The following is a 13,323-nucleotide window of genomic DNA, read 5'->3' as shown; positions in this document are numbered from 1 at the left end:
AACGAGGGCCGAGGTCGGGACCGGTGGGAAGGAGGGCCCCATCCCCGGGTACACGGGTGGTTCCGCCCGGGCATCGTCTCGGCGATGTCTCGGGCCGCGCACCGACGCGGAACGAACACCCCTCAGCGTCGCTCGGCGCTCAGGAGGCGGACCCGGCAGGCGAGTTCCACGGCGAAGCGGGTGTCGGGATCGTCGAGGTCCAGTTGAAGATCCTTCGTGATCTTGCGGATCCGGTAGCTGACCGCGTTGGGGTGCAGCTGGAGCTCCCGAGCGGCCTTCGCCGGAGAGTTCCGATGGCTCAGATAGGCCAACAGCGTCCTGACCGCCGTCTCGGTCCGGTGCGGGTCCGTGGAGTCCAACGGGTGCAACAGGTCCTCCAGCAGCTTGCGGCTGGTGGGGGAGGCGTAGAAGTCGAGTAGGACGCGTCTGAGACCGGTGACGTCGGTGACCTCGATGTGACCGATCCGGCCGGAGGCCACGGCCGTCTCGGCGGCGATCCTCGCCTCGGAGGCGGACTGTCGCAGACCGGACGCTCCCACCTGCGGGGCGCCCAACCCCACGGTCGACTCCCAGCGGCCGCCGGCCAGGATCCGGGCGTGGTCGGCGATGCCCGCCGCGACCTCGCGGAGCCTGCGCTGTTGGTCGCCCCTGCCGGGGTTCTCCGAGGAGACGATCAACGCGTCATCGCGGATGAAGGCGATGTGCCAAAGCTCGTCGCGGTGCTCGAAGAGTTCGAGCGCGTGGAGTTCGAGCGCGGACTGCAGGGCGCGCGGTGGAAGTTGGCTCGTGTCCCCGGGGTCGGTGAATTCGAGCCAGGCCACCACGTGCGATAGCTGGAGGGGGAAGCCGAGCTGATAGGCCTGGTCGGCCAGCGAGTCGACCCGGGAGGACTCGGCCACCACCAGTTGGGCGATGAGCTCGGCGGAGGTCTGCCGGGGAGCGAAGCGGCGCTGCACCTCCCTGAGCAGCACCTTGGACACCACGGAGGCGATACCGGGCAGGGCCAGGCGCGCGGCGTCGTCCCCCGCGTAGCCGTCCTGGTCGTCGAGTTCGAAGACCAGCTTGCCGCGTGGCGCCTCGCCGACGAACACGGCCGTTTCCTCCGTCCAGCCGACCTGGGGGTCCGTCCTCAGTTCGACCTTTCCGCCGAGTGCTCGTCCCGCCGCGGTGAGTACCGCCTCCACCCGGCCCTCCGAAGGTCCCTCGGCGGCCTCTCGCACCTTGTCCAGCGCGAACCGCGTCCGCGTCAGGACGTCGGAGGCCTCGCTGTTGACCATGCGGTCTATCGCCACGGCCAGGTCGGAGGCCTTCTGCCCCGGGGCCCGGAGCACCGGGATCCCCCCTCGTTCGGCCAGGTCCTGGGAGGTCAGGGCCGGGGACAGTTCCGCGGGGAAGACGAGCCCGGCCAGCTCCTGGGCGCTGGCCTGGCGGATCGCGATGTCGATCCGGTAGGCCGAGGGCGGCTCGGACACGTCGGCGATCACCAGGGTCCCGGCCGGAAGGGAGTCGATGGAACCGATGTCGGCGATCTCCACGCGCGAGATCCTGCGCCCCTCCCGCGGTCCCGCCACCGCTTCGATGCCCATTCTGGAGGATTGTCGAAGGATGTGCTCAATGCCGATGTGTGCCATCAGCCCAAATTACCCAACTTTCCTGTGCCGCGACGACATTGTCTTTGAGCGGAGTCTGTCTAGGCTCCGAATATGACAAGAAACATATCCTCCGACGATGTCGCGGCCCTGGCAGCCGGGGCGGCCATCTTCGGAACCGGCGGTGGCGGGGCCGTCACCACTTCGCAGTTCGGTGTCGCTGACGCACTGAGCAAACACGGTCCCGTCCGGCTTCGCACGGTCGAGGAACTGACCGACGACGACATGGTCATCGTGATGGCCGGCATCGGGGCCCCGACGGTGGGGATCGAGATGCTCCCCTCGGCGGAACAGCCCGAGACCCTGCTGCGCGAGGCGGAGCGGGTCGCGGGCCGCAGGATCACCGCGGTGATGGCCACGGAGATCGGCGGCACCAACGGTGTGGGCCCGGTCGGCTGGGCGGCCCAGTTGGGGCTCGACGTCCTCGACGCCGACGGCATGGGACGGGCGTTCCCCGAGGCCACGATGGTGGCCATGAACGTGGCGGGCGTGCCCCGCGACACCACCGTCCTCTCGGACGTGGTCGGGAACGTGATCGTGATGCGCACCATCGACGCCACATGGCTGGAGCGCCACGTCCGGGCCTTCTCCGTGGCCAGCGGTTCCCTGTGCCTGGGCGCCTCGCTGCTCGACGCGAGGGACGTCCCCGGAGCCGTCATCGAGGGAACGGTCAGCCGGGCCATCGAGGTCGGCCACGCCATGCTCCAAGCGCGGGAGCCGGTTCAGGCGCTCGCCCGGACCCTGCGGGCCGACGTGCTGATCAACGGGAAGATCATCGACGTCTCACGCCGCACCGAAGGCGGATTCGTCCGCGGCTCGGTGACGATCTCCGGTACCGGGACGGAGCGGGACCGGTTGCTCAGGGTGGAGTTGCAGAACGAGAACCTGGTCGTGCTGGAGGACGGAGAGATCCTGGTCAGCGTGCCCGACCTGGTCACCCTGGTGGACAGCGAGACCGGCCACGCGATCTCCACCGAACTCCTGCGCTTCGGCCAGCGGGTGTCGGTGCTGGCCTGGGCCTGCGACCCCCTCTGGCGCACCGAACGCGGACTCGACATCGCCGGGCCTCGCGCTTTCGGCTACGACATCGACTACGTGCCGTTCGAGGCGGGACACCCTCCTCGGCCCTCGACGGAGCAGAACGAAGAACCGAGCACGTCGGGAGCGAACGCGTGAAGGCCGAAATCGTGAGTACCGAACCCCGTTCCCCCGACCACGGCGACCTGTCGCTCGGAGTGGACGTGGGCGGCACCAACACCGACGCCGTCGTCCTGGACGCGTCCAACCGGGTGATCGCCCACACCAAGCAGCCGACCACGGACGACGTGACCGGCGGCATCCGCGCCGCGATCGCCGCCGTCCTGGAGACCCTGGGGGACCGACGAGGCGAGGTCGCCCGCGTCATGATGGGCACCACCCACGCGACCAACGCCATCGTGGGCCGCCGGGGGCTGGGCCGAGTGGCCGTCATCCGCCTCGGAGCACCGGCCGCCACCGGCTTCCCGCCCTTGACCGGTTGGCCCCAGGACCTGCGGGACAGTGTCCTGGCGGGCTCGGCCGTGCTGCCCGGCGGCCACATGGTGGACGGCATGCCCATCTCGCCGCTGGATCCCCGAGCCGTCAAGGACTTCCTGTCCGGTCTCGAACAACCGGTCGACGCCGTCGCCGTGTGCGGGATCTTCAGCCCGTCCTTCCCGGAACAGGAGGCGCGGGTCGGGGAGATCGTCCGCGAACACCTGGGCCAGGACACCCCCGTCTCGCTCAGCCAGGACATCGGCGCCATCGGCCTGCTCGAACGCGAGAACGCCACCGTCCTCAACGCCGCGCTCTACGGGATCGCCCGGGGGGTGGCCGACGCCCTGCTGACCGTGGTGGAGGAACAGGACCTCACCGACGCCGCCGTGTACTTCGCGCAGAACGACGGCACCCTCATGGCCCTGGACTTCGCGGCGCGCTTCCCGGTGCTGACCATCGGTTCCGGCCCGGCCAACTCCATCCGGGGGGCGGCCTTCCTCTCCGGAGCGGAGAACGCCATCGTCATCGACGTCGGCGGAACCACCAGTGACCTGGGCGTGGTCGTGGGCGGGTTCCCCCGTGAGTCGACCCTGCCCCGAGAGATCGGGGGAGTACGCACCAACTTCCGCATGCCGGACGTGCTCAGCATCGGAGTCGGCGGCGGTACCCACGTCGACACCGAGACCGGACGCGTCGGCCCGGGCTCCGTCGGCCACCGGCTGCAGACCGCCGCGCTCACCTTCGGCGGGGAGACCGCCACCCTCACGGACGCGGTCGTACACGCCGGGCACGACACGGCGATCGCCAACGAATGGAGCCTCGACGTCCCCCAAGACGTGGGCCGCGTACTGGAGGCGGCACTGGGCCGGGCCCACGAGTGGCTCCAGGAGTCCGTGGAGCGGCTCTCGCACGGAAAGCTCGACATGCCGCTGGTGGTCGTCGGCGGCGGCGCGTTCCTGGTCCCGGCCGAACTCCCCGGAGCCGGAACCGTCCTGCGGCCCGAACACGGGGACGTGGCCAACGCGGTCGGGGCCGCCATGTCCCTGGTGGGTGGCCGGGCCCAGGAGATCGGGACCTATGAGGACCGCGACGAAGCGGTCGCCAAGGCCTCACGAGCGGCCGTCGAGCGCGCCATCGAAGCGGGCGCGGACCCGCTGAGGGTGGAGGTCGTCGACATCCTCGAAACCCCCATTTCCTACAGCGCCCAACAGACCGTTCGAGTCTCGGTCAAGGCCGCGGGGCCGTTGGCCCGACTGGGGTCCAAAAACCCGACACCGGCCTGATCTCCCGGGCGGACACCCGCTCGCACCCACCCGTCTCGTCGGAACAGCGCCTCTGGAACATTGAAGAGAAAGTACCGATTATGCGTACCAGAAAGATCATCGGAGCCACCGCGCTGCTGAGCGCCGGAACCCTCTGTCTCACCGCCTGCGGAGGGCCCGGGGGTGGTGAGGAGAACGCGGAGCTCGTCTCCGGGGGGACCTTCACCGCCGCGGTGACCGGGGAGGTGAACGACACCATCCCCATGACCGGGAGCCAGCCCCAGGAACGCCAGGTCGTCACCTACGCCTACGAGTCCATGGTCTACATCGACGAGGACGGCGAGTTCGAGCCCTGGCTGGCCGAGTCGTGGCAGGAGGGCGAGGACGGGGGATCGGTCACCCTGGAGCTGAAGCCGGGCGTCACCTGTCACGACGGCACGGACTTCGACGCCGAGGTGGCCGCCGCGAACCTCGAATACCACGCGAACCCGGACAACACCTCCGTGCACACCGACTCGCTCGTTCCGGTGGGCCTGGAGGCCGAGGGCGACGGACTCTCCCTGGAGGTCACCGCCCCGGGCCCGGACCCCTTCCTCCTGAGCAAGGTCGGAACCGTGGAGATGGTGTGCGCGGCGGGGATCGAGGACCCCGACAGCCTCCAAGGGGTCTCCAACGGCACCGGTCTCTACGAGCTCACCGAGGCCCTTCCCGACCGTTTCGTCTACACCACACGGGAGGACTACGACTGGGGGCCGGGCGGGCTGACCTCGCAGACCGAGGGCATCCCCGACGGACTGGAGGTCCAGGTCATCACCGACGAGTCCACCCGGACCAACCTGTTGATCTCCGGGGAGCTCAACGCGGCACGGATCACCGGGGCCGACCGTGCCCGCGTCGAGGCCGCCGGATACGACTACACGGGGGTCGTCAACCCCATCGGTCAGATGCTCTTCAACGAGCGGGACGACCGTCCCACCCACGATCCACTGGTCCGCGAGGCGTTGGTGACCGGCATCGACCACGATGAGGCGGCCGAGGTCGTCAGCGGCGGCCACCCGGTCGAACTCGACTCCCTGATCACGGAGTCGCCCTTCCTCTGCGTCCCCGAGGACGGGCCACTCTGGGACGCCCCCGGGCACGACCCGGACCGTGCCGGTGAGCTGCTCGACGAGGCGGGCTGGGAACTCGGCGACGACGGCCTGCGCCACCGCGACGGAGAGCCCTTGGAGATCGTCTTCGTCTACGACGCCGGCAGCGAGACGCACGCCCCGGCCGCCGAACTGTTGCGCGAGTACTGGCTGGAGATCGGCGTTCAGACGGACCTGCGGGCCCTGGACGGAGCCGGGTGGTCCGAACGCCTCTACGAAACCTTCGACTGGGACACCGGCTGGATCCAGATCTCCTCCGGTAACCCCACCCTCCAGGACGCCTTCTATGGAGGCGACACACCCGACGAAGGAGGCCTGAACTTCATGGCCACCGCCGGCGACGAATACGACGAGATCGCCGAGAAGACCTTCTCCGCCTCTCCGGACGAGGCCTGCGGATACTGGGAGGACGCCGAGAAGGCGCTGGTGGAGAACTTCCACACCTTCCCCGTGGCCGGAACGTTGCTGTCCACCTTCATGAACGGCGCGGTGTTCGAGGAGACCTCCTACATCCAGGCGCCCTCCATCCGGATGACCGAGTAACGCCATGGGCACCGCACCGAGAACACATCGGCCCATGGCCCCCGTGGCCGCCATCGCGCGGTTCAACGACCGGCTCTCCCTGCGCGGATCCTTCGCGATCCGCCGGAGCGGACGCCTGGTCGCCTCACTGCTGATCGTCGTGCTGGCGAGCTTCTTCGTGGTGCACCTGGTGCCGGGGGACGCGGTACGCGCCGCCCTGGGGCCCACCGCGCCGGTGGGGCTGGTGGAGAACACCAGGGCCGACCTCGGGCTCGACAAACCCCTGCCCCAGCAGTTCACCGACTACGTGGGGGGCTTGTTCCGGGGCGACCTGGGGACCTCCATCCAGTCCCGGCAGGACGTCGCCGAGGTGATCACCTCGCGGTTCCCCACGACCCTCACCCTGGCCACGCTCGGCTTCGCGGTGGCGCTCGTGGGGGCCCTGCCCCTGGGCATGGGGGCGGCGCTCATCGCCCGTTCCACCAAGGGCGGGTCCGCCAACCCGGTCATCTCCGGTGGGCTCGGGGTGCTCATCGCCATCCCCGACTTCCTGCTCTCGGCCATCCTCATCGCCGTGTTCAGCGTCTGGTTGGCGGTCCTTCCGCCCGCGGGCTGGGGCGACCCGGGTTCCCTGGTGCTGCCGGTGCTCGGCCTGTCCCTGGGACCGATGGCGTACCTGGCCCGCATCGTCCAGGTGGAGATGATCAAGGTCCTGGACTCCACCTACATGACCACCGCGAAGGCCAAGCGACTGCCTCAGCGCATCGTCCTCTTCCGGCACGCGTTGCCGAACATCGTCACCGCGACGTTGACCGTGGGAGGCCTGCTGCTCTCCGGGCTCACCGCCGGGACCGTGATCATCGAGACGGTCTTCGCCGTCCCCGGTATGGGGACCACGCTGATCTCGGCCGTGCAGACCAAGGACTATCCGATGATCCAAGGGGTCGTGCTCGTCTTCGCCCTGATGGTCCTGGGAGTGAACCTCCTGGTGGACCTCATCCTGATCACCGTCGATCCGCGCACCTCGATCTCGGAGGGATGAGCATGAAGAGATTTGTCGGCCCGGCGGGTCTGACCGCGATCCTGGGCACCGCCGTCCTCATGGTGATCGCCTTCGCCGGCCCCGGAATCTGGGGGGAGGCCGCCACGGCGCGTTCGGTGCCCGACCGGTGGACGCCCGCCGGGGCGGAGTTCCTCTTCGGCACCGACGACCTGGGACGCGACATCTTCGCCCGGGTCATGGTGGCCACCCGGATGTCCTTGCTGCTCACACTGGGAGCCACCGCCATCGGCGTCACCGGCGGTGTGATCGTCGGCCTGACCGCGAGCATCCTGCCGAAGTACCCCAGACGAATCCTCATCTGGCTCATGGACATGCTGCTGGCCTTCCCCTGGCTGCTGCTGGTCCTGTTCTTCACCGTCATCTGGGGTGCCACGGCCACCGGGGCGATGTTCGCCATCGGCCTGGCCGGGATCCCCAACCTCACCAGGCTCGTCTACAACCTGGCCTCCTCGGTCTCCGGACAGGACTACGTGCGTGCGGCCAGGGTGGTCGGGGTGGGGCCCCTCGGGGTCCTCTTCCGGCACATCCTGCCCAACATCGCCAACCCCTTGCTGGTGCAGGTGTCCGCTTCCGCGAGCGTCACGCTTCTCTCCTTCGCCGGACTGTCCTTCCTGGGGCTGGGCGTACAGGCCCCCGCCTACGACTGGGGGCGGCTGATCAACGAGGGCATCGGGCACATCTACACCAACCCCATGGCCGCCATCGGTCCCGGCGTCGCCATCGTCTTCGCCGGACTCGTCTTCACGATGATCGCCGAGGCGCTCGCCGACCGCCCCGGGCAAGGGCTGCGCGGTGTGGCGGCGGCCGGCCGGGCGTCCTTGTTCCCACGCGGGCCGGGGAGGAAGACCCGATCCGACGCCGCCGCCGTCGCCCCGCCGGTGGGCGGGGTCGACCCGGGCGGTGATGGGACCGCGCTGGCGCAGGTCACCGACCTGAGCGTCTCCTTCCCCGACGGCGAGGGCGGATTCGTGGAACGCGTCCGTGGTGTGAACCTGCCCGTGAGACCCGGAGAGATCGTCGGCATCGTGGGCGAGTCCGGCTCCGGGAAGTCCCTGACCGCCATGGCCCTGGCCGGATTGTCGGACGACAGGGCGATCGTGAAGGCGCGCACCCGCCGCTTCGACGACATCGACCTGGGCACGCCGCTCTCACGAAAGGAGGGCAAACGCCTGGGAACGGAACTGGGCATCGTCTTCCAGGACCCGTTGACCTCGCTGAACCCTGCCCTGAGGATCGGGCGCCAACTGACCGAGGTCTCGCGGACCCACCTCGGCATGAGCCGCGAGGAGGCCCGACAGCGGGCGGAGTCGGGACTCGACGCCGTCGGTATCGCCGAACCACGTCGGCGGTTGAAGGACTACCCGCACGAGTTCTCCGGAGGTATGCGCCAACGCGCCATGATCGGCATGGCGCTCACCGCCGGCCCCCGGCTGATCATCGCGGACGAACCCACGACCGCCCTGGACGTCACCGTGCAAAAACAGGTGCTCGACGTGCTGCACCGGGCCCAGCGGGCCACCGACACCGCCATCGTCCTCATCTCCCACGACGTCGCCCTGGTCTCGGGGTTCTGTGACCGGGTGGTGGTGATGAAGGACGGTGAGGTGGTCGAGAACCTCGACGCACGACGTATTCGCGAGGAGGCGAGGCACCCCTACACCCGAGGGCTCATCGCCTGCCTTCCCGACATGCGTTCCGACCGCACCCGGCCCCTGCCGGTGATCGACGACCGATCGGGCCCGGGAGAACAGGACGCCGGGACGCCGGAGGTGGGCGCGGTGTCCGGCGCCGTCAGAGCAGGAGAGGAGAGTCCGCTGTGACGGCTCTCGCGTTGGAGAATCTGAGCATCCGATACGGAACACGGCCCGTGGTCATGGACGTGTCGTTGAGTCTGGCGCCCGGGCGCACCATCGGACTGGTGGGCGAGTCGGGCTCGGGGAAGTCATCGATCGCCAACGCCGTCGTGGGCCTGGCCCCCATCAGCGGGGGAGACGTCCTGGTCGACGGGGTCAGCGCGGTCGGACGGGGCAGGCGTGCCCGGCAGGCCCGCCGCGCCGTCCAACTGATCTTCCAGGACCCGTACTCCGCCCTCGATCCCCGGATGTCCGTCGGCGATTCGATCGCCGAGGCCACCCTGGCCACGGGGCGCAAGTGGACTCGCGCGGAGCGGCACCACCGCGTACGCGAGCTGCTGGAGCGGGTGCGCGTCCATCCGGACCGCGCCGGTGACCCGCCCGGCGCGTTCTCCGGAGGCCAGCGCCAGCGCATCACCATCGCACGGGCCCTGGCGGGGGAACCACGGGTGCTGATCGCGGACGAGGTGACATCGGCCCTGGACGTCTCCGTGCAGGGCACCGTGTTGAACCTCCTGCGCGAACTCCAACAGGACCTGGGACTGTCGATCCTCTTCATCTCGCACAACCTGGCCGTGGTCCGCTACATGAGCGACGAGATCCACGTCATGCGCGGCGGGGTCATCGTCGAGTCCGGCCCCACCGAACCGCTACTGGACGATCCCGAGGACCCCTACACCCGTCGGCTCCTCAGCGCCGTCCCGGTGCTGGGCGAACGTATGACCTTCGAGGAGCACGTGACACCATGACCCATCACCCCGCCCCGGAGAACACCGGCGGCCCCGAACCGGCGGTGACGAGGAACCCCTTCGCCCCCGCCGCCGAGACACTCCTGCCCGAGCTGCGCATGCTGCGCCGGAGCCTGCACTCCCGACCGGAGGTGGGCCTGCGCCTGCCCGAGACACAAAGGGCCGTGCTCGACGCCCTGGAAGGGCTGGACCTGGAGATCGTCACCGGCACGTCCCTGAGTTCGGTCGTCGCCGTCCTGCGCGGAGGCGCCGCCGGTGACGCCGGGGGGCCGGTGGTGCTGCTACGCGGCGACATGGACGCGCTCCCCGTCGAGGAGGCGACGGGACTGGACTTCGCCGCCACCAACGGGGCCATGCACGCCTGCGGGCACGACCTGCACGTGGCCGGGCTGGTCGGTGCGGTCAAACTGCTCCACGGACGCCGGGACGAGCTACCCGGAACGGTGATCTTCATGTTCCAGCCCGGGGAGGAGGGCTTCGGCGGCGGCAGGATCATGATCGACGAGGGGGTCCTCGACGCCGCCGGCGAACGACCGGTCGCGGCCTACGCGATCCACGTGGACGCCAAGACCCCCTACGGACGCTTCGTCACCAGGAGCGGACCGATCATGGCCGGGGTCAGCGCCCTGCGCGTCCGTTTCGAGGGCACCGGCGGCCACGCGGCCGCCCCCCACCTGGCCGTGGACCCGGTTCCGGTCGCCGCCCAGGCGATCCTGGCGGTTCAGAGCTTCGCCGCGCGCCGTATCCCGGCCGGCGACCCGGCGGTGATCACCATCGGCCCCCTCTCCAGCGATTCGAGCGCGGGCAACGTGCTGGCCCGATCGGTGAGCATGGAGGCCAAAATGCGCCACTTCTCCGAGGGGACGCTCGCGCTGCTGCGCGACGAACTCCCGGAGCTCCTTCGAGGCCTGGCCAAGGCCCACGGCTGTGAGGCCACGGTCGAGTTCGTCCCGTCCTACCCGGCCACGGTGAACGACGCCCACGAGACCGAGGCCGTCGTCGCCAGGCTGTCGGAGATCCACGGACCCGAGCGCGTGGTGACGTTGGCGGAACCGGCCATGGCGTCGGAGGACTTCTCCTACGTGCTCCAGAGGGTTCCCGGAGCGCTGGTCTTCCTCGGAGCGCTGCCCGAGGACGTGCCACCCCAGGAGGCCGCACCGATGCACTCGGAAGGGGCGCGGTTCGACGACGGGGTGCTCGGTCTTCAGGCCGCCGCCCTCGCCGACCTGGCCTGGAACGGACTCGAAAGGGCCTCGGCCCCGAGCCCGGTGAACGAGGCGGGGGCGAGCCGATGAGGGACAACCGCGACTACGCGCTCGACGACACGGACACGATCAAGGACCTCATCCGGGAGAACCCCTGGTGCACCTTCGTGTCCTCGGTACCCGACCACGGGATCGTGGCCTCGCACTACCCGGTGCTGCTGGACGAGGAGGCCGAGGGCATCGTCCTGCTCAGCCACGTGGGGCGGCCCGACGAGACCAAGCATCGGCTCGGACACCACGAGATGCTCGCCATCGTCCAGGGACCGCACGGGTACGTCTCGCCGTCCTGGTACGGCTACCGCCCCAACGTCCCCACCTGGAACTTCGCCGTCGCCCACCTGCACGGAGTCCCGGAGATCCTCGGCGATGAGGAGAACCTGCGGGTGCTGGACCGCCTCGTCGCCCATTTCGAACAGGTTCTGCCGGACCCGCACCTGCTGCACGCCACCGCCGAGAACAGCGAGTACGCACACCGGATCGTCACCGGGACGGTGGGGTTTCGCCTACGGGTGGACCGCGTCGAGGCGAAGGAGAAGATGAACCAGGACAAATCCGAGGAATCCATCAACAAGATCATCGGCCACCTGGTCGAGCCGGGGCCCTACAACAACCCGGCGTTGGCCGCCCGGATGGCACGGGTCAACGGTATGGAACATCCCCAGGGGCGGCCCGCGGGCGCGTCCGACGACGCGAGGACACGGCGATGACGAAGGGCGCGAACATGACCCAAGGCGAACACAGGACGTTGGTCAACGCGTCCATCCCCGGACACGAGGGCACCTATGACATCCGGCTGAATCGCGGCGAGATCGAAGCGGTCCTCCCGACGGTCTCCGGTGTCCGTCACGGCACGGAGACCACCGACGTGGAGGGCCGTTTCGTGATGCCCGGCATGTGGGACCACCACGTGCACTTCGCACAGTGGACGGTCCAACGGCGCCGTCTCGACCTGTCCGGAACGGCCAGCGCGGCCCAGTGCCTGGACCGTGTTCGGCGGGCGGTCGCGACGGCTCGCGCCACGCGTTCGGCGGATCCCGCACCGATCATCGGCTACGGGTTCCAGGACGGCACGTGGCCGGACAGTCCCTCGTTGGAGGCGTTGAACGAGGTCTCGCCCGAGATCCCCGTCGTGTTGGTCAGCAAGGATCTGCACTGCGCCTGGCTGAACACCGCCGCGGCCCGGCTGCTCACGCTGGCCCCGGAGGAGCCGACCGGCCTGGTCCGGGAGGGTGAGTGGTTCGGGGCCCTGGACCGGCTCCAGTCCCCGGCCGACCTGTCCACCGACGACTACCGCGAAGCCGCCCGGGCCGCGGCCCGCTGCGGCGTGGTCGGGATCGTGGAGTTCGAGAACACGGACAACCTCAGGCTCTGGCCCGAACGGGTGGCACGGGGCGTCGACTCACTGCGGGTGGAGGTGTCGGTATGGCCCCAACGGCTGGAGGACGCGATCACCCGGGGTGTGCGCACCGGGGACCCCCTCGACCCACGAGGCCTCATCACCATGGGCCCGCTCAAGGTCGTGGTCGACGGTTCCCTGAACACCCGGACCGCGTGGTGTTGGGACCCCTACCCCGGCATGGACGGTGCCCACCCCCACGCCTGCGGGATGGAGAGCGTTCCGTTGGACACCCTGCGCGAACTGATGGCCAGGGCCAAGGGAGCGGGTATCGCCGCGGCGATCCACGCCATCGGCGACCGCGCGAACACGGGGGTGTTGGACGCCTTCGAGGAGCTCGCGATGACCGGGGCCGTCGAACACGCCCAGCTGGTCCGGGAGGAGGACTTCGCTCGTTTCGGCGAGTTGGGCCTGATCGCGAGCGTGCAACCCGAACACGCCATGGACGACAGGGACGTGGCCGAACTGCACTGGCCCGGCCGCACCGCGCGCGCCTTCGCCATCGCGTCGTTGCAGCGTGCGGGCGCGACGCTCCGGCTGGGGTCCGACGCCCCCGTTTCTCCGCTGGACCCTTGGATCGCGATCTCCGCGGCCGTCTCGCGCAGCCGCGAGGGCCGGGAGCCATGGCATCCGGAGCAGCGGATCAGCGTCGAGTCGGCTCTGGCCGCGAGCACCAGGGGACGGACCGGCGTCGTGGCGGGCGAACCCGCGGACCTGGTGGTGGTGGAGCGGGATCCCCTGTCGTGCTCCACGGAGGAGTTGCGGACGATGCCGGTGGCGGCGACCCTGCTGGGGGGCGGGTTCACCTGGTCGACGTTGACGCACTGAGGGCCCCGGGCCCGAACCTCATGGGCCCTACGCGGCGCGACCCTCGCGGCGTAGGGCCCCTGGGCCGTTCTGG

10 protein-coding genes are annotated in these 13,323 nt (G+C 69.8%); 9 read left to right on the top strand and 1 reads right to left on the bottom strand.

Annotation, left to right across the window (positions count from 1 at the left end; genetic code table 11):
• Positions 1-122 precede the first annotated feature (122 nt).
• Complete coding sequence (locus tag ACWGKS_RS09425; RefSeq protein WP_358512500.1) at positions 123-1,586, bottom strand: PucR family transcriptional regulator; 1,464 nt, start codon at positions 1,584-1,586, stop codon at positions 123-125.
• 117 nt (positions 1,587-1,703) lie between these two features.
• On the opposite strand from ACWGKS_RS09425, the gene ACWGKS_RS09420 reads away from it, so the two are divergent.
• From ACWGKS_RS09420 to ACWGKS_RS09380, 9 genes are all read left to right on the top strand, one after another.
• Entirely contained in the window at positions 1,704-2,825 is a 1,122-nt protein-coding gene (locus tag ACWGKS_RS09420; RefSeq protein WP_358512497.1) for a DUF917 domain-containing protein, read from the top strand.
• 11 nt (positions 2,826-2,836) lie between these two features.
• The gene (locus ACWGKS_RS09415) at positions 2,837-4,447 is read left to right on the top strand and encodes a hydantoinase/oxoprolinase family protein (RefSeq protein WP_358512494.1); all 1,611 of its coding nucleotides are present in this window, start codon (positions 2,837-2,839) and stop codon (positions 4,445-4,447) included.
• An 80-nt stretch (positions 4,448-4,527) separates the two neighbouring features.
• Positions 4,528-6,117 (top strand): ABC transporter substrate-binding protein, encoded by a 1,590-nt coding sequence (locus tag ACWGKS_RS09410; protein ID WP_087100579.1) that lies wholly within the window; start codon positions 4,528-4,530, stop codon positions 6,115-6,117.
• 34 nt (positions 6,118-6,151) lie between these two features.
• On the top strand, positions 6,152-7,138 hold the full coding sequence (locus ACWGKS_RS09405; protein ID WP_087100578.1) for an ABC transporter permease: 987 nt from the start codon (positions 6,152-6,154) through the stop codon (positions 7,136-7,138).
• Positions 7,139-7,140: 2 nt separating this feature from the next.
• On the top strand, positions 7,141-8,979 hold the full coding sequence (locus ACWGKS_RS09400) for a dipeptide/oligopeptide/nickel ABC transporter permease/ATP-binding protein (protein ID WP_452522272.1): 1,839 nt from the start codon (positions 7,141-7,143) through the stop codon (positions 8,977-8,979).
• On the top strand, positions 8,976-9,761 hold the full coding sequence (locus ACWGKS_RS09395) for an ABC transporter ATP-binding protein (RefSeq protein WP_452522270.1): 786 nt from the start codon (positions 8,976-8,978) through the stop codon (positions 9,759-9,761). Before ACWGKS_RS09400 ends, ACWGKS_RS09395 begins: the two co-directional genes overlap by 4 nt.
• Entirely contained in the window at positions 9,758-11,056 is a 1,299-nt protein-coding gene (locus ACWGKS_RS09390) for a M20 metallopeptidase family protein (protein WP_452522268.1), read from the top strand. Before ACWGKS_RS09395 ends, ACWGKS_RS09390 begins: the two co-directional genes overlap by 4 nt.
• Positions 11,053-11,733 (top strand): FMN-binding negative transcriptional regulator, encoded by a 681-nt coding sequence (locus ACWGKS_RS09385; RefSeq protein ID WP_358512476.1) that lies wholly within the window; start codon positions 11,053-11,055, stop codon positions 11,731-11,733. The genes ACWGKS_RS09390 and ACWGKS_RS09385 overlap by 4 nt, the downstream gene beginning before the upstream one ends.
• Positions 11,730-13,250, top strand: coding sequence for an amidohydrolase family protein (locus tag ACWGKS_RS09380; RefSeq protein ID WP_452522266.1), 1,521 nt, complete (start codon positions 11,730-11,732; stop codon positions 13,248-13,250). The genes ACWGKS_RS09385 and ACWGKS_RS09380 overlap by 4 nt, the downstream gene beginning before the upstream one ends.
• The last annotated feature ends 73 nt before the right edge of the window (positions 13,251-13,323 follow it).

The organism is Nocardiopsis sp. NPDC055879, from assembly GCF_053615935.1.
The sequence above is the reverse complement of the archived record's forward strand: the minus strand, read 5'-3'. Positions and strand labels throughout refer to the sequence as shown.